Genomic DNA, 17,482 nt, shown 5'->3' on the forward strand with positions numbered 1-17,482 from the left:
CGGCAATCGACGCATCCGTGACCAATCGCACGCGCGGTGCTCCTTCCGTGGTTTCCTTTCCCGTACTGGCGTGGGTAAACTGCAAAACAAAAAGGCCGTCCACGAGCCTGGAACCCGAGTCCGTGTCTACGTCATCTCAGCAACATATGGATCATTCCCGCCATGCGGTGATGCGTGCCCAGTGCCGCCACCTGAGCGCCGGCTTACGTGGCATGAGCATGCTGGAAGCGGCCACCGTACTGGTCACCCTGGCGGCCTATTGGGCCACGCCGGTGTCTCTGCTATTGCTGCTGGGGTGGGCGGCGCTGACGCTGACTTTCATAGCGGCGCGCATCCTGTGGCTGCAATCCTGGGATCTGGAAGACGATACCGATCACCGCCAACTGCGCCGTTACATCTCGCTGTTCGTGCTGATTTCCGGTCTGTTGCTGGGCCTCGGCGGCCTGCTGCTGAACCTGCAATCCGCCACGCCGGACGAATCCCTGTTCTATGCGCAGCTGACCCTGGGCTGCCTGGGCATCGGCCTGGGCATCGTGGCGCTGGCCGCTTACAGCAGCCATCTGTTCACCGTGGTGAGTTATCAGGCGCTGTTGTTGACCCCCGCCTTTACCCAATTGCTGCTGACACAACCGGACAATCCGGCCCTGGCCACCACCCTGCTGGCCATCGCCGGTTTTCTGTTTCTCACCGCCCGTTACATCAACAGCACCTCTCACCGCGCTCTGGACCTGCAAATCAGCAACACCGCCCTGATCGATTACCTGGATCGGGCCCGCGCCAACGCCGAGGCGCTGAACGAAAAGCTGGCGGAGGAGATTTGTGAGCGGAAGGAGGCGCGGCGGCGCCTGCAAGAGGCCAACGACCGGCTCGAATCCATGGTCAGCGAGCGTACCCGGGCGCTGGAGGTGGCCAACCGGGAACTCACCGCCACCGGCGAGCGCCTGGAACTGGCGCTGGAGGCCAGCAATATCGGTCTGTGGGACTGGAACCTGAACACCGGCTCCAACTACCACACCAATTTTGACCGGCTGCTCGGCTACGAGAACGAATACTTCGGCAACTTCTTCGGTGATCTCAAGCAGCTGGTTCACCCGGACGACTTCCCCACCATCCGCCGCGGCATGGTCGCCCACTTCAAGGGCGAGACCGACCGCTATCACGCCATTTACCGGTTGCGCCACAAGCAAGGGCACTGGTGCTGGCTGGAGGACGATGGCCGCGTGGTGGAGTGGGACGACAACGGCCGCGCCATCCGCATGATCGGTACCCGCCGTGATATCACCTCTCAACGCGAAGCCCAGGAACAGCAACGCCTGGCCGCCACCGTCTTCGAGAACGCGCCGGAGGGTATCTTCATCCTCGACCGGCAGTTCCGCTTCCTCGCCGCCAATGCCCGCTTCGAGCAGATCACCGGCTATCGCGAGGAAGAAATGAACGGCAAGAGCATCGCTGACAGCGAACATGCCCGCCGTCACAGCAATCTCTACCACACCATCCGTGTGGGACTGCGCCGCAACGGCTTCTGGGAAGGGGAAATCACCGGCCGCCGGCGCAATGGCGAAATCTTTCCTGAGTGGGTGCAGATCAGCAGCGTGCTCGATGAACGTCAGCGGGTGATCCGCTATGTCGGCATGATTTCCGATCTGACCTCACGCAAGGAGGCGGAGGAGCGGGTCCGCTTCCTCTCCAACTACGACCGCCTTACCGGCCTGCCCAATCGCACCCTGTTCCGCGAGCGACTGCACAAGGCGCTCACCCTGGGCCGCCTCAATCGTTCCCGGGTGGCGTTGCTGATGATCGATCTGGACCGCTTCAAGCCCATCAACGAATCGCTCGGCCATGAAATCGGTGACCGTCTGCTGAAACTGGCCGCCGACCGCATCTCCCACTGCGGCCCCGGAGAGGAGAGTCTGGCCCGGGTCGGCGGCGACGAATTCGCCCTGGTGCTGGACAACTGCGGCGGGGAGCCACAAATCGGCGCTCTGTGCCAGAAGATCATCAACGCGATGAAGAAGCCGTTCCTGATCGACAGCCACGAGCTGCTGCTGGGCGCCAGTATCGGCATCAGCCTGTTTCCGTCCACCGCCATGGATGCCCAGCCGATGATCAACCAGGCCGACATGGCGGTGCATCAGGCCAAACGCAGCGGCGGGAACAATTACCAGTTCTACCGCAGTGGCATGCAGGTGGCGTCGGTGGAGCAACTGGCGCTGGAAACCAGCCTGCGCAAGGCCATCTTCAAAAATGAGTTCGTGGTCCACTACCAGCCGAAAATGGATCTGGCCAGCAATGCCGTCTCCTCGGTGGAAGCGCTGGTGCGCTGGCAGCACCCGAGCATGGGGCTGTTGCCGCCGTCGGAGTTCATCCCCTTGGCGGAGGAGTCCGGCCTGATCTCCGCCATCGGCGAGCTGGTGCTGGAGCGCTCCTGCCGCCAGGCGCGCCAATGGCATAAACAGGGACTGGGGGATATCCGGGTATCGGTGAACCTGTCCGCCCACCAATTCCGCAAGGGCAATCTGGCCGACGTCATCGACCGCATTCTCGAACTCACCGGCCTGCCCGCCCACCTGCTGGAACTGGAACTCACCGAAAGCCTGATCATGGAGGACCTGGAGCAGAATATCGCTCTGCTGGAGCGGCTGCGTTCACGGGGAATCGGCCTGTCGCTGGATGATTTCGGCACCGGCTATTCCTCGCTCAGCTACCTCAAACGCTTCCCGGTGGACACGCTGAAGATCGACCGCTCCTTCATTACCGATCTGACCCAGAACGCGGACGACGCCGCCATCACCCGCGCCATTATTGAAATGGCGCACAGCCTCAACATGAGTGTGGTGGCGGAAGGGGTGGAGACCACGCAGCATCTGGAAATTCTGCGTGCCATGGGATGTGACGGCATTCAGGGTTTCCTGATCAGCCGGCCGGTGGAAGAGAACAAGATCCGGGAGATGCTGCGCGACCAGCACAACCTCTCTCCACGGCGGATGCTTTAGCGCGGCGTGGCCCGACGGTTCAATCAATGGCCGGCGGCTCGTCGCCCAATATCGCCAGGGTTTCCGGTGCTTCGAAGAACGGCGTCAGATGGCGACGCAGCCAGGCCTCCAGCATGCTGTTATCGCGCAACACCCGCACCACGCCCGGGGCGAAGCGGCGGGCATCGTCCAGCATGGTCTCACGGCCGACCCCCACTTCCTCGAGTAATTCCAGCAGGGAACTGTCGCCGTACTTGTCGAAGAAAGTGTGCACGCCCTCGCTCAACAAAGTGGTGAAATAGTCGCTGTGCCGGAACTGTCGCCAGAAGTCATAGCCGATCACGAACAGCTCCTGAATGTCCTCGCTGCTCAGCAATTCCCTCAGCTCCGCCACCGGGCGTTCGGACAGCTCGCGCCAGCCATCCAGAATCAGTTCCCGCAGCGAGGCCAGATTCTCGCCACTGTAAAGCCAGGGGTCGCTGAGCAGCGCTTCCATCCGTCGCATCAACCAGTCCTGCAGGCGCAACTCCGCGGTGGCCCGCCAACGCTCCGGCACACGGCGCCCCAGCATCCCCCGCACCGCCTCGGGTATCCCCTGATGCAGCCAGGTTTTGACACCCAGTTGCGTGCCGCCGGCCAATAGCGCCAGCAACACCGGGTTGTGGCTGAGCCAGGTGATTCCCTGGCGGGATAACGGCACTTCCAGCAGCTTGTCCACGGTGGCGGTGATGGTGTCCTCGTCCACCAGTTCCCCGATCAGCCGGTCACTGTCGGTACCGCTTTGATACAGACGCTCCATCATTTCGCCGACCAGCTCCGGCACCCCGCCGCCCAGTTCCATGGTGGCCGCGTACTTGTGCGCGGTATCGATCACCTGCTCCGGGGTCACCACCTCTCCCAGACGCAACCGGCCGGCTTCGGTCAGCAGGTAATCAAGCTCCTGCTCCAGCCAGACGTTCAGTTGCTCCGGCGCCAAAGTTCGCTGGAAATGCGCCACCATGGCATCAAGTAAACAATTTGCCTTAATTTGTCTATTGTCCGTCACGACATAACCCTATTGTTAGAAGTGCCTTGCTGATGGGCCGGCCAACTGTATCATCGAGTGATGTAACATTCATTAGAGGTACGTGATTATGGCCATCTCAATTCTGCCGACGCGCCGTAACCTGCGTTTCAAGCTGGACCCGGCGAAGGCCCTCACCTGGCATCGTGACGGCCTCAATGTCAGTCAGTTTCTTAACACCATGAGCCTGTTTTTCCCGGTCGGTGAACGCTTTTTCATAGACAGCGTCCGCAACTACCGGGAGCTGGTTCAGGATCCCGAGCTGAAAAAGGCAGTGACCGCCTTTATCGGCCAGGAAGCCATGCACGGCCGCGAACATGATGAGTACAACGACCATGTAGCCGACGCCGGTGTTCCCCTGAAAGCTCAGGAACGGCTGGTCGAAGCACTGCTCAAGCAAATCCAGAAGCGCACGCCTCAGTCCTTCCAGTTGGCCGGCACCGTGGCCCTGGAACACCTTACCGCGATTCTCGCCGACGGGCTGCTCAGCCTGCCGGAAATCATGGAGGGTGCGGACGACGGCTACAAGGCCATTTGGAATTGGCATGCCCTGGAAGAGACGGAACACAAAGCGGTGGCCTTCGACGTCTACCAGTTGGCGGTGGGTACCGACGACCGTCTGTCCGCCTACGCCCTGCGGACCTCCACCCTGGTGATCTCCACCGCTGTGTTCTTTGCCCTGTTCCTGCCGTTCTACGCGCATAACGTACGCGTTACCGGCGGTCTGTTCGACGCCAAGGGCTGGCGCTCGGTGCTGCGTCACAGTCTGGGCAAGAAAGGCATCTTCCGCTATACCGCCAAGGCCTGGCTGGACTGGTTCAAACCGGGTTTCCACCCGTGGGACCACGACAACCGGCAGTATCTGGAGCAGTTCGAGGCATTGCTCGGCGACGTTCTTACCGACGCTGCCTGATCCAATCCCCTTTTGGCCGCCTCGCGGCGGCCCTGCCTTGTGCCGGCCTGCGCCGGCTTTTTTATATGGCCGCTGTCCAGAGCGGCCCCCTTCCAGTCCGGGCCGATTCGCTGGCCAGCCTGCTTCCCACAGCGGCTTCGTAGCCATTCTGTGGGAAGCAGGCTTGCCAACCAATACTGAGCAAGCTCATACCCGGAGGCCTTGTTCCTGTCAGCCTCTGTATCAACAACAGGCTGGATTTACATCCGTCCTCGCTCAATCCAGGCCGAACTGCCGCATTTTCCGATATAGCGTCGCCCGGGCGATGCCGAGGTCCTTCGCGGCGGCGGAAACATTGCCTTTGTGTCGCGCCAGCGCCACTCGCACCGTTTCACATTCCGCCTGTTGCAAGGTCCCCGAAGGCCGCGTCGATGAGGACGCGGCCAGCGATCGAAGCGAAGCCGGCAAATGCTCCACCGTTACAATACCGTCCTCCGACAACGCCACCGCCAATCTCAGCGCCTGTTGCAGTTCACGGATATTGCCCGGCCAGCAATGCCCCCGCAGCGCTCGCCAAGCTGCCTCGGACAACACCGGCGGCTCTTCCCCCCGTGCTTCCCCGGCCAGCAAGTGCCGCACCAGGTCATCGAAATCCTGGCGCTGACGCAGCGGCGGCAGCGGCATTTGCAACCCGTTAATGCGATACAACAGGTCTTCACGGAACAGCCCTTCCGCCACCCTTTGTTCCAGGTCCCGGTGGGTGGCGCAAATCAATGAACATTGCACCGCGGTGCCACGGGTAGCCCCCAACCGGGTGACCTCCCGTTCCTGCAATACCCGCAAAAGACGCGCCTGCAACTCCAGTGGCATATCACCAATTTCATCCAGGAACAGCGTGCCACCGTCGGCCTGTTCGAACTTACCCGGCATGCCCCCCTTGCGTGCACCGGTGAAAGCGCCGCCCTCGTAACCAAACAGCTCGGATTCAATCAAACCCGCCGGAATCGACGAGCAGTTCACCGCCACAAAGGGCCCCTCGGCACGGGGCCCGGAACGATGCAGCCACCGCGCCATCACCTCTTTGCCGGTGCCGGTCTCGCCGCGCAACAGAACCGGCAGATCATGGTGGAAAGCCCGCTGGGCCTGGCGCAACAAGCCGTTAACCCCGGGATCATCGTGGAAAGGCGCTTGCGGGTCAGGCTGTCCCACCGGCGTCGGACCCGACGGAGAAAAGCCGCTAAAGCGCGGCGATGGCCGCCCCTCCAACCGGCAAAACAATTGCAAGCCGCCATGACAGGACAGAGCCACCGGCGTATTCCCGGCGGTCCAGACGCGCTCCATACTCCCCTCGAATAGCGTCTCGAAACACAGCCGGCCGCCACCTTCCCCCATGGGGAGATCAAGCATCTGGCGGGCCACCGGGTTGGCGCCCAGCAGACAGCCGTCGCCGTCAAAGTGCAACAGCCCGCGCATCGGTGAATCGGTCAGTTCCGGGCGATAATGAATCGCCAGCCGTAACTCGCCACCAATACGCCGCATCATGCGGTTTTCAATCGCCCGCACGGCCAGCGCCACCGGCTCCAGAATGCCAATGCGGTGGCCGCCATGGCGCCGGGACGCATCCAACACCGCCACCAGTTCACCATAAGGGTCCCGGACCGGCACGGCGGCACAGGCAAACACACGGGCCTCATCGAGAAAATGCTCGCTGCCGCATACCACCGAGGGGCGCCCCTCCGCGAGAGCGCATCCCGGACCATTGGTGCCGGCCACGGATTCATTCAAATTGACACCAACGCGCAGCGCCGGAGCGAGGTCGCGACAGGCCGGGTTTTCGTTACCCAGGGCATGAATCACCACGCCCCCTGCCTCGATACAGGCCAAGATCCAGTTGGCGCGGCCCAATGAATGAAACAACAGTTCCATTTCCGGCGCCACGTCATCCAATAACAGATGATGATGCTCGCCAATGCGGCGCACGTCGGTGCGGGACACGACGTTAAAGATGACCCGATCATCGGGACACAGTCCATGATGACGTGAGCGCTGCCAGGAGCGCACCACCGAATCGTCCAGTAGCTGGGGGGGCACATCCCGGCCTTCCTCGAACAATCGCCTGGCTTTTTTAACACGGTGATCGAAGTCGAACGGGTTAATTTGCATAGCGCTCTCCGGAATCCTGTTTTGTTGTTATACAGCCGGTACTCACCACTGTTTCAAAACGATACACCCATCTATCCGGCAACGAACTCAGGGTCTCTCAAACACCTGACAATCCACAGTATTTTTTAATTTTTCCCAAAAAAACAAGTATGGCACGCCCTCTGCAATACAACAACGAGGTGGCTGTTCGCGAGGGTGACAGTCCGCCTTCGAGGACTTCTATTTTTTTGCGACGCTTTCTATCGAATAACAGAAACAAGGAACCGATTTCATGAACGACGACAAGAATGTAAAAGCGGCTTCCCGAAAACCCATCATACCGAAGAAAAAGACCGCCCTGTCACTGCTGGTCGGCGCGCTCTCGGTAGCGGCGGGCCAGAGCCACGCCGTGGACGTGGACGCCGGCGACTACACCGCCCTGCCCGCGGGCACCAATCTGGCCATGGTTTACTACCAGTACGCTGACCGAGATCGGCTCTACAGTGATGGCGAACGGGTACCGATCGATGCCGGACTCGAATCCCATGTTGGCATTCTGCGCGGCGTTCACTTCACCCGGATCGGCGATTACATCGTTGACCCTCAATTTCTGCTTCCCTTCGGTCACTTGGAAGGCAAGGACGACACCAAGTCACTGGGTGATGCTGATGGCCTTGGCGATCTGATTCTCGCCGCCACGGTCTGGCTGGTGAACAAACCTGAAACCAATACCTACTTTGGTATTACGCCTTTTGTTTATGTGCCTACTGGCACCTATGACCACGACGACGCGCTTAACCTTGGCGAGAACCGATGGAAGTTCGCTCTGCAGGCGGGCTATATCACCGGCCTCACCGAGAAGGTGTTCCTCGACATCGCCGCCGACGTCACCGTGCACGGTAAAAATGACGATTTCGGAGCCAACAAGGACACGCTTAAGCAAGATCCCCTATTCCAGGTACAAACTTTCCTTCGCTATCAACTGCGTGAAAATCTGGATCTGCGCGCCGGGCTCTCCCATACCTTCGGCGGAGAAACCGAAATCAACGGTACCGACCAGGATGATCGTGCCAAAACCACCAAGATGACCATAGGTAGCGGCTGGTTCGTCACACCTTCCGTGCAGTTGCTGGCGAATTATGGGCGTGATCTTTCCGTGGAAAATGGCTTCAAGGAAAGCAATCGTTTCAACCTGAGAATTCTCAAGGCATTCTGATCAGTAGCGCCGCCGGTGTCATGGCACCGGTGCGTTCACAGGCAGCGTGATAAAAATGAAAAGGAGCACCTGAAAATGACTTTGATGCTTGCATTCCGCAGGGCGACGATGCCCTCCCTGTTGCTACTGTCCTCCCTGTTTACCGCGGGACCGGTCATGGCGGACCAGGCCGGACCGGACGAGGCTTCGATACTGGCCAACCGTGACAGCGGCAAGGACTGGCCCAGCCATGGTTTCGACTATGCCGGCACCCGCTTCAGTCCGCTTACGCAAATCACCAGCAAAAATGTCGACAAGCTCGGTCTTGCCTGGTCCTACGACCTGAAATCCACGCGCGGCATCGAAGCCACGCCGATCGTGGTGGACGGCACCATGTACGTGACCGCATCCTGGAGCGTGGTGCATGCCCTTGATGCCAAGACCGGCAAACAACTGTGGAGTTATGATCCGAAAGTACCCAGGGAAAAAGCGTACCAGGCCTGTTGCGATGTGGTGAACCGTGGCGTTGCCGTTTACAAGGGCAAAGTTTTCGTCGGTTCGCTCGATGGACGCCTGGTGGCCCTCGACGCCAAAAGCGGTAAAAAGGTCTGGGAAAAAGACACCATCGTTGACCGTTCCCGCCCCTATACCGTTACCGGAGCACCGCGCGTGTTCCGCGGCAATGTGATTATCGGCAACGGCGGCGCGGAGTTCGGTGTGCGCGGTTACATCACCGCCTACGACGCCGAGACGGGCAAGCAGAAATGGCGCTGGTTCACCGTGCCCGGTGACCCCGCCAAGCCGTATGAAAACGACGCCATGGCCAAGGCGGCGAAAACATGGGATCCCAAGGGCAAGTATTGGGAATCCGGCGGCGGTGGCACGGTGTGGAATTCCATGGTGTTCGATCCGGAATTGAACCTGATGTACATCGGTACCGGTAATGGTACGCCCTGGGCACACCGCAAGCGCAGCCCCGCCGGCGGCGACAACCTTTATCTCGCGTCCATCGTGGCGATCAATCCGGAAACCGGCGACTACGTCTGGCACTATCAGGAAACTCCCGGCGATAACTGGGATTACACTTCAACCCAGGATCTGATCCTGGCCGACATCAAAATCGACGGCAAACTGCGCAAAGTGATCATGCATGCGCCGAAGAATGGTTTCTTCTTTGTCGTGGACCGCACCAACGGCAAATTCATATCAGCGCAAAACTTTGTCGATGTGAATTGGGCCACCGGTTATGACAAGGATGGGCGGCCCATCGAGATCGCCGAAGCCCGCTCCGAGGATAAGCCCTTTGACGCTATCCCCGGCCCCTTCGGCGGACACAATTGGCATTCCATGTCCTACAGCCCGAAAACCGGACTGGCTTATTTTCCGGCGCAGAATATCCCGCTGAATCTGATGGAAGATAAAAACTGGAAGGAGCACGGCAGCAACAAACCGGGACAACCAATGAGCGGCATCGGCTGGAATACCGGCATGTTGATCAATGCCGAGACACCTTTCAGCAAACCGTTCGGCCGGCTGCTGGCCTGGGACCCGGTCAAGCAGCAGGAGCGCTGGCGTTATGAACATGTGGCGCCCTGGAACGGCGGTACGCTGTCCACCGCCGGAAACCTGGTGTTCCAGGGCACCGCTGACGCCAGGCTGATGGCGTTCGACGCCGGCAGCGGCGATGTACTGTGGCAGTCCCCCATGGGTACCGGCGTAATTGCCGCGCCAATCAGCTACCAGGTGGACGGCGAGCAGTACATCACCATCGCCGCTGGCTGGGGCGGGGTATTCGGCCAGACTCAACGGGCTTCGGAAACGGCCACACCGGGCACCGTCTACACCTTCAAGCTGAATGGCAAGGCGAAGATGCCGGAATTCACACAGCACCAGCTCGGCAATCTTCTCACCGGCGTGAAGTACGATCCGGCCCTGGTGGAAGAAGGCACCTACCTTTACGTGAGCAACTGCGTGTTCTGCCACGGCGTTCCTGGTGTCGACAAAGGCGGCAATATTCCCAACCTGGGCTATGTGGACAAAAGCTTCATAGAAAATCTGGACAAGTTTGTTTTCAACGGTCCCTTCGTTTCCCGGGGCATGCCGGACTTCACCGGTAAGCTTAGCGCGGAAGACGTGGAGAAGATCAAAGCTTTCATTCAGGGGACCGCGGACGCGATAAGACCCAAGAAGTAAATCAGCACCACCTTTCCAACCACTCACACAGTAAAACACGGCCCGGTTAAACCGGGCCGCGGGGAGCTTTTGCCATGAATATGATGACGGAATTCGGCCACACCATTGAAAGCCGCACCCGGACCTTTCTGGAGACCACCCATCACCGCATGCTGATCGGCGATCAGTGGGTGGAAGCCGCCGACGGGCAGCGCCTTGAGGTGATCAACCCGGCGGATGAAACGGTACTCGGCACGGTACCGGCTGCCCAGAAGGCGGATGTGGACCGCGCGGTGCGCGCCGCCGGTCAGGCCCTGGAAAACGGACCTTGGGGGAGAATGCGGCCCTCCGAACGCCAGAATCTGATGCTGAAACTGGCGGATCTGATCGAGCGCGACGCCAAGGTGCTGGCCGAGATCGAATCCATCGATAACGGTAAGTCAGCGCAGATCGCACAAGCGGTGGACATCACTCTGTGTATTGAATTTTTCCGCTATATGGCCGGCTGGGCCACCAAGATCGAAGGCGCCTCGCTGGACGTTTCGGTTCCCTTCGCCCCGCCGGAAAGCGAGTTCTTCGCCTATACGCGCCGCGAACCGGTGGGCGTGGTGGCGGCGGTCGTGCCCTGGAACTTCCCGCTGCTGGTCGCTACCTGGAAGCTGGCACCGGCGTTGGCGGCTGGCTGTACCGTGGTCCTCAAACCGGCCGAACAAACGCCGCTCACCGCGCTCTATCTTGGCTCACTGTTACAGGAGGCCGGTTTCCCCGAAGGCGTGGTGAACATCATTACCGGAGACGGTCCGGATGCCGGCGCTCCGCTGGTGGCTCATCCGGGGGTCAGCAAGGTGAGTTTCACCGGCTCCACCGAAGTGGGCAAGCTGATCGGCCGCGCCGCCATGGACAACATGACCCGCGTCACCCTGGAGTTGGGCGGCAAGTCACCGATGATCGTACTGGACGACTGCGATCCGGCCCTGGCCGCTCAGGGCGCCGCCCAGGCGATTTTCTTCAACCATGGCCAGGTCTGCTGCGCCGGGTCGCGCCTGTACGTGCACAAGAAGCTGTACGATAACGTGGTGGCGGAACTGGCGGAACTGGCCAAGGCGCTACCCATGGGGCCGGGGCTGGATCCGCAGACCCATCTGGGGCCGCTGGTCTCCCGTGAACAGCTGGACCGGGTGTGCGGCTATATCGATCTGGGCCGCGAACAAGGCGCGGAGCTGGTGACCGGCGGCGCGCGCGCCAATCGCAACGGCTACTTTGTCGAACCCACCGTATTCGCCAGTACCGACGATGCACTGCGTATCGTGCAGGAAGAAATTTTCGGTCCGGTGGTGGTGGCGCTGCCCTATGAGGATCTGGACGACGTGGCCCGCCGCGCCAACGATACCCCCTACGGTCTTGGCGCCAGTATCTGGTCCAACGATCTGTCACGAGTGCATCGTCTGGTACCAAAAATCAAAGCGGGAACGGTATGGGTCAACTGCCACAACATGCTGGACGTGGCGGTACCGTTCGGCGGCTACAAGCTGTCCGGCTTCGGCCGCGACATGGGCCGGCAGTCCCTCGATGCGTATCTGGAAACCAAAGCCGTTTTCATGGCGGTGTAAACCCGCCACTGGCATGCCATTGAGAACGGCAAAGTCTGGTGCCTTTTCCGCCGGCGTCGCGACGTGCGCCGGCGGCTTTTTCCAGGATTTCTTACATCGCTTGGATAATCGGATCGGCGTGTCCTACCGAGCCGCGGCTTTCGATCCGCCCTGCACTGATATCGGTGATGTCGGTACCGCCCCCGAAGGCGGATGAGGAATAGCGGCAAGCAACTCGCGGGTATAAGGATGTTCCGGGCTGTCCAGCAGCCGTTCCGCCGGTCCTTGTTCGACAATCCGCCCGGCTTTCATTACCAGTACGCGCTCACATAAAAGCCGCACCACATTGAGATCGTGGCTGATGAACAGATAGCTCATACCCAGACGCTCACGCAGTTCCACCAGCAGATTGAGCACCACGGCCTGCACCGATACATCCAGGGCCGCCGTCGGCTCGTCGAGAATCAGCAGCTTTGGTTCCAGGGCAATCGCTCGGGCGATCCCCACCCGTGCTTTCTGGCCACCGGACAGCTGATGGGGAAAGCGGTCGAGCAGATGTTCCGGCAGCCCCACCATTTGCGCCAGCGCCTCCACCTTGGCGCGCAGCGCGGAACCGCTGACATGACCGAGCCGCATCAGTGGATCACTGATCGAGCGGCGTGCGCTCCAGCGCGGATTGAGACTGTCGGTCGGGTCCTGGAACACCATCTGCAGACCAGCGCGGGCCGGATGGCGGGCAAAGCGTTTTCCCGGCACCGTGCCGATGTCTTCACCGTTGAACAGAATGCGGCCGGATGTGGGGTCCAGCAAACGCATGATCATCGACGAGGTGGTGGACTTGCCACAGCCGCTCTCGCCCACCAGCCCCAGGCTTTCACCACAACGCACCTCGAAGGACAAACCATCCACGGCTCGATATTCATCGCCCTTTTCCTTGCCGGGAAAGACCTTGACCAAATCCTGTATTCGCAGCAGCACCTCGCCAGGCGGGCGCGCACTCGGTGCACGGCGGCGCGAATCTTCTTCTGGCAACAGATCCGCCACCTTTGAATCGAGTCTTGGTGTCGCCTGCAACAACCGCCGGGTATAGGGATGCCGGGGGTTGGCGAACAAGGTGGCGGTATCCGCTTCCTCGACAACGCGCCCTTTTTCCATCACCACGATGCGGTCACAGTAAGCGGCGGCGAGACCGAGGTCGTGCGTAATCAACAAGGTCGACATATTACGCTCGGCGGTGAGCTCGCGGATCAGATCCATCACCGCCTTTTGCGTGGTCACATCCAGACCGGTAGTGGGTTCATCGGCGATCAGCAGCTGCGGCCGGCAGGCCAGGGCGATGGCGATCACCACCCGCTGACACATGCCCCCGGACAGTTCGAACGGATAGGCATGGTAGCGGCTTTCCGGATCATTGATGCGTACCGCCTTGAGCACGTCGATGGCTTTTTCCCTGGCATCGGCGCGGGTGGCCAGACTGTGTTCGATCAGCACGTCCTCGATTTGCCGGCCCACCGAACGGATCGGATTGAGCGCCGCCCTTGGATTCTGGAAGATCATCGACATCTCACGGCCACGCAGATCCCGCATGGTACGCTCATCGGCCTTGCCCACATTGATGCCGCCGAACACGATGCTGCCACCGGCGATACGGCCAGCACGATCAAGGATCCGCATCACCGCGTAGGAAGTCACCGACTTGCCCGAGCCGGATTCCCCGACGATGCCGACGGTTTCCCCCTTGGCCACGGTGACCGAAACCTGCCGCACCGCGTCCACCACGCCGCGACGGGTACCGAATTCCACCGTGAGCGCTTTTATATCCAATAACGGTATGCTCATATTCTCACCTCAAGTACGCCGCTGCGGGTCGACCAGATCGCGCAGACCGTCACCGAGCAAATTGAACGTGAACACCGCCAGCATCAGTGCCACACCCGGGAAAAACGCCAGCCACCACTCACCGGAGACAATGAAGTTGGCGCCTTCCGCCACCATGATCCCCCACTCCGGCGTCGGCGGGCGTACCCCCAGACCGATGAACGAAAGGCCAGCGGCGTTGAGAATGGCCCAGCCCATGTTGAGCGAGATTTGCACCATCATCGGCGGCAGGGTGTTGGGAAAGATATGCTGGGCGAGGATGCGCCAGTCGCCATTGCCGGACAGACGCGCCGCCTGCACGAAGCCGGCATTGCGGCGGATATTCACTTCCGCCCGCGCCATGCGTGCGTAGAACGGCAAGTTGATGATGGCGGTGGCATAGACGATGTTTTCAATGGTATTGCCCGCCGCCGCCACCACGCCCATGGCGAGCACGAACAGCGGAAACGCCATGATGGTATCGAGCAGCCGGCCAGTGATGCGGTCCGCCCAACCACCAAAGTAGCCGGCCACCGCACCCATGGCGGAACCGATGACAAAGGCCATGGCCACCGCGGCCAAAGAAATCATCAGATCCAGACGGGTCGCCACCACTACCCGGGAAAACACGTCGCGGCCGAGATGGTCGGTACCGAACCAGTGATCCCAGGATGGCGGCTGCAAGGCACGATCGCCGTCGGTAGCCATCGGATCGTAAGGCACCAGCGCGGGTCCGGCCACGGCGGCGATGACAATCAGCAGAAACAGCAGCGCCGCCAGTGCGGTCACCGGGTTTTCCGTCATCACATAACGGGCATGGCGAGCGAAATTCTTCACCGAGGAAGATGACATCGGATCAGTCCTCCATACCCAGACGGGGATCGACCAGGGTGTAGGTCACATCGATCAACAAATTGAGAATCACGAACAGCAACGCCATGGACAATACGAAGCCCTGCACCGCGGCGTAGTCGGACACCACCAGCGCTTCCACTGCGTAGGAACCGATGCCCGGCCAGGCGAACACTTTTTCCACCAGCACATTGGCGCCGAGGGCAAAGGAAAACACCATGCCCAAAGTCGTGATCACCGGCAGGATGGCGTTGCGCAAGGCGTAGGTGTACAGCACTTTATTGCCAGACAGGCCCGCCGCCCGGGCGGTGCGGATGAAGTCACCTTCCAGCACCTGCAACATGGCAGCCCGGGTCATGCGGGCAATCGGCGCCAGCGTGAACAGACCCAGCGTCACCGCCGGCAGGATCAATTGCGCCAGCGCCGCCCGTGCCGTCTCGAAATCACCGTCAATCAGCGCATCGATCACATAAAAGCCGGTAACGTGGGGCGGTGACAGATAAAGAATATCGAGTCGCCCCATCGGCGCCGGCGACCAGCCCAGCAGAAAGTAGAACAGGTAAACCAGCGCCAAGCCGGTAAAGAAAGTGGGCAGCGATACCCCGGCGGTGACCACGAACCGGCACAGGTGATCGATCCAGGAATTGGGCCGGGTGGCGGCCAAAATCCCCAGCGGCATCGCCACCGCGATGGAGAACAGCAGCGCGAATCCGGTCAACTCCAGCGACGCCGGCAAACGCGTGGTCAGCTCGGTGAGCACCGGCTGACCGGTGGAAATGGATTGCCCCAGTTCCCCGCGCAGCAGATCTCCCACGTAGGCAAGGAACTGAACCGGCAGTGACCGATCCAGCCCCATGCTGGCGCGGATCTGTTCGATGGACTCCTCCGACGCCGCCGGCCCGGCAAAGTAGACCGCCGGGTCCCCGGGCAATGCCCGGGTCAACAGGAACGACACCACGACAATGCCAATCAACACCGGAATCGCCTGCAGCAAGCGATAACCCACCAGCCGCAAGCGCTTGGGCACACGCACCATGATTCAGTCCTGTTTCAGAGTCAGGGGCCGGACATCCAACTGACGGTGGTACCAGTACTCGTAGCCCGTCGTGCTCTGTTGCATCGCCACGTTCAGCGACGGTTGATACAGTGGAATACGCGGCACATCGTCGATGGCGATTTCGATCATGCGGCGAATGTTCGGGGCGTACTTGGGATCGTCCTGGGCCATGTACAGGGTTTCATCCACTAACCCGGCAACCTCCTTGTTGTCATAGTTGGAGGAGTTGAACAGGTTGCCTTTCACGTAGGCCCAGTAGAAATAGTAGTCCGGGGTGTTCAGCCAGCCGCCGAAGTTTTCCAGATGCAGCGGCAGGGATTTCTCCACCAGGGCCACGGTTCGCCAATTGGCGCCCGGCACCTTGTTCAAGGACACCTTGATGCCGATCTTGCCCAACGCCTCCTGGATCAACAGCGCGGTGGGTTCAGCCCAGTCCGCCTGGCCAAGGTCAAACGACAGCGGCACGGAAAAACCGTCGGCATGGCTGGACTCCGCCATCAACGCCCTGGCCTTCTCCAGATCCTGGCTGTAGGGGAAGGGTTGCGGCCAGGCAATGCTTTCCGGTTTGGTGCTGTCACCACCCCACATCGGCACGCCGCGCCCGTAGGCGGCATTGTTGAAGATCGCTTCGTAGGGCACCGCATAAGCAATGGCCTGGCGTACTTTTTTATCCTGGAACGGCTCGAAATTAAGATTGGTGCAGAGCACATGCAGACAATTTTCGATCGGCGTGCTGACCACCTTCACCTTACCGGCCGCCTCCAGTTCGCGGGCGTCCTTGGCCGGGATGTTCTGGGAGAAGTGCACATCTCCCCGTTCGATCAAGGCACGGCGCGTGGACTGGGACGGAATCTCACGAATGATCACGCGCTGGATCTTCGCCACCGGCCCGCAGGCCCAGTCATCATTGCGGCTATAGACCAGTTGCTGGCCGGAGTCCCAGCGTTCCACCTTGAAGGCGCCGGAACCAGCCGGATTACGATGCAGATATTCCGTGGCCCAAGGGTCCTGATCGGTGGCGTGCGCCTTGGCCACCTCCGAGTTGATAACGATGGCCACCGGCGTGGTCAGATCCGGTAACGTCAGTTTGGACGAGTGCGGCAAACGAATCCGGAAGGTCTTATCGTCCACCGCTTCGAACTGCTCCGGCTCTTCCAGGGAACCGGCGGCCATCTGCGCGGTGGGGAAGCCCCCCAGTGTCACCGCACGATCGAAGGACCATTTCACATCGTGGGCGGTGACCGGCTTGCCATCCCAGAAGCGGGCGTTGTCACGAAGTTTAAAGGTCAGCGTGCGACCGTCCTCGGAGACGTCCCAGGATTCGGCCAGCTCCGGTTGCAGATTGTCGTAATCGTAGCTGAAAGACCCGTCCTCCAATTGCTTGTGGCCAAACGTCAGCAGACGGTCGTAGCAGTTCACCGCCACCTGGTAACTGGGCCGGTTGGTGCCGCTACGGTGGATGTCCAGACTGTTGATGGTGGTTCCGGTAACCACCACCAGGGTGTCATTCCGGGCCGCCAGCGCCGGCATGCTCTTGAGGAAGGTCAGGGCGCCCACACCCACGGACAAAGCGGAGACCCCTTTTAGAAAATCGCGACGGTACATGAACACTGCCCCCTGCGGGTTAACATGAATACCAACTTGTATGCGACTTCCGGTATGCAGATTCCGGGCCAGATGGCGGCGGGCGC

General features: G+C 60.7%; 11 protein-coding genes. 5 read left to right on the forward strand and 6 right to left on the reverse strand.

Annotated elements, in window-relative coordinates; all coding sequences use genetic code 11:
* Positions 1 to 122 precede the first annotated feature (122 nt).
* The gene (locus RYH70_RS20525) at positions 123 to 2,993 is read left to right on the forward strand and encodes a sensor domain-containing protein (protein WP_231504701.1); all 2,871 of its coding nucleotides are present in this window, start codon (positions 123 to 125) and stop codon (positions 2,991 to 2,993) included.
* A gap of 19 nt (positions 2,994 to 3,012) precedes the next feature.
* Here RYH70_RS20525 and RYH70_RS20530 read toward each other — a convergent pair whose 3' ends face one another.
* Entirely contained in the window at positions 3,013 to 3,972 is a 960-nt protein-coding gene (locus tag RYH70_RS20530; protein ID WP_317009590.1) for a hypothetical protein, read from the reverse strand.
* Between the two features lie 133 nt (positions 3,973 to 4,105).
* On the opposite strand from RYH70_RS20530, the gene RYH70_RS20535 reads away from it, so the two are divergent.
* Positions 4,106 to 4,948: a metal-dependent hydrolase gene (locus RYH70_RS20535; RefSeq protein WP_080531785.1), complete on the forward strand. Its 843-nt coding sequence runs from the start codon at positions 4,106 to 4,108 to the stop codon at positions 4,946 to 4,948.
* Positions 4,949 to 5,203: 255 nt separating this feature from the next.
* On the opposite strand, the gene RYH70_RS20540 is transcribed toward RYH70_RS20535, so the two are convergent.
* Positions 5,204 to 7,090: a sigma-54-dependent Fis family transcriptional regulator gene (locus RYH70_RS20540; protein WP_080531786.1), complete on the reverse strand. Its 1,887-nt coding sequence runs from the start codon at positions 7,088 to 7,090 to the stop codon at positions 5,204 to 5,206.
* A gap of 271 nt (positions 7,091 to 7,361) precedes the next feature.
* Here RYH70_RS20540 and RYH70_RS20545 point away from each other — a divergent pair, with 271 nt between their 5' ends.
* The 3 genes from RYH70_RS20545 to RYH70_RS20555 all read left to right on the forward strand — a co-directional run bounded on the left by RYH70_RS20545 (position 7,362) and on the right by RYH70_RS20555 (position 12,046).
* Positions 7,362 to 8,285: a transporter gene (locus tag RYH70_RS20545; RefSeq protein WP_233917617.1), complete on the forward strand. Its 924-nt coding sequence runs from the start codon at positions 7,362 to 7,364 to the stop codon at positions 8,283 to 8,285.
* Positions 8,286 to 8,360: 75 nt separating this feature from the next.
* Positions 8,361 to 10,457, forward strand: a complete 2,097-nt coding sequence (locus RYH70_RS20550) for a PQQ-dependent dehydrogenase, methanol/ethanol family (protein WP_317009591.1) — start codon at positions 8,361 to 8,363, stop codon at positions 10,455 to 10,457.
* A 74-nt stretch (positions 10,458 to 10,531) separates the two neighbouring features.
* On the forward strand, positions 10,532 to 12,046 hold the full coding sequence (locus tag RYH70_RS20555; protein ID WP_022997326.1) for an aldehyde dehydrogenase family protein: 1,515 nt from the start codon (positions 10,532 to 10,534) through the stop codon (positions 12,044 to 12,046).
* A gap of 123 nt (positions 12,047 to 12,169) precedes the next feature.
* Here the strand turns inward: RYH70_RS20555 and RYH70_RS20560 are convergent, their stop codons facing one another.
* From RYH70_RS20560 to RYH70_RS20575, 4 genes are read right to left on the reverse strand one after another with little or no spacing between them, the layout of a single operon-like run.
* Positions 12,170 to 13,864 (reverse strand): dipeptide ABC transporter ATP-binding protein, encoded by a 1,695-nt coding sequence (locus tag RYH70_RS20560; protein WP_051414237.1) that lies wholly within the window; start codon positions 13,862 to 13,864, stop codon positions 12,170 to 12,172.
* Between the two features lie 9 nt (positions 13,865 to 13,873).
* On the reverse strand, positions 13,874 to 14,734 hold the full coding sequence (locus RYH70_RS20565) for an ABC transporter permease (protein WP_022997328.1): 861 nt from the start codon (positions 14,732 to 14,734) through the stop codon (positions 13,874 to 13,876).
* Between the two features lie 4 nt (positions 14,735 to 14,738).
* A complete protein-coding gene (locus tag RYH70_RS20570; protein WP_022997329.1) occupies positions 14,739 to 15,770 on the reverse strand; it encodes an ABC transporter permease in 1,032 nt (343 codons plus the stop codon).
* Between the two features lie 3 nt (positions 15,771 to 15,773).
* Positions 15,774 to 17,396, reverse strand: a complete 1,623-nt coding sequence (locus tag RYH70_RS20575) for an ABC transporter substrate-binding protein (RefSeq protein WP_022997330.1) — start codon at positions 17,394 to 17,396, stop codon at positions 15,774 to 15,776.
* Positions 17,397 to 17,482: the final 86 nt, after the last annotated feature.

This window comes from Alloalcanivorax xenomutans, from assembly GCF_032810065.1.
GTDB classification, from domain to species: Bacteria; Pseudomonadota; Gammaproteobacteria; order Pseudomonadales; family Alcanivoracaceae; genus Alloalcanivorax; species Alloalcanivorax xenomutans.

Bases quoted from the DNA above. Each gene is read 5' to 3' on its own strand.
- RYH70_RS20530 (WP_317009590.1), bottom strand. From the start codon at position 3,972: ATGGTGGCGCATTTCCAGCGAACTTTGGCGCCGGAGCAACTGAACGTC.
- RYH70_RS20535 (WP_080531785.1), top strand. From the start codon at position 4,106: ATGGCCATCTCAATTCTGCCGACGCGCCGTAACCTGCGTTTCAAGCTG.
- RYH70_RS20540 (WP_080531786.1), bottom strand. From the start codon at position 7,090: ATGCAAATTAACCCGTTCGACTTCGATCACCGTGTTAAAAAAGCCAGG.
- RYH70_RS20545 (WP_233917617.1), top strand. From the start codon at position 7,362: ATGAACGACGACAAGAATGTAAAAGCGGCTTCCCGAAAACCCATCATA.
- RYH70_RS20550 (WP_317009591.1), top strand. From the start codon at position 8,361: ATGACTTTGATGCTTGCATTCCGCAGGGCGACGATGCCCTCCCTGTTG.
- RYH70_RS20555 (WP_022997326.1), top strand. From the start codon at position 10,532: ATGAATATGATGACGGAATTCGGCCACACCATTGAAAGCCGCACCCGG.
- RYH70_RS20560 (WP_051414237.1), bottom strand. From the start codon at position 13,864: ATGAGCATACCGTTATTGGATATAAAAGCGCTCACGGTGGAATTCGGT.
- RYH70_RS20565 (WP_022997328.1), bottom strand. From the start codon at position 14,734: ATGTCATCTTCCTCGGTGAAGAATTTCGCTCGCCATGCCCGTTATGTG.
- RYH70_RS20570 (WP_022997329.1), bottom strand. From the start codon at position 15,770: ATGGTGCGTGTGCCCAAGCGCTTGCGGCTGGTGGGTTATCGCTTGCTG.
- RYH70_RS20575 (WP_022997330.1), bottom strand. From the start codon at position 17,396: ATGTACCGTCGCGATTTTCTAAAAGGGGTCTCCGCTTTGTCCGTGGGT.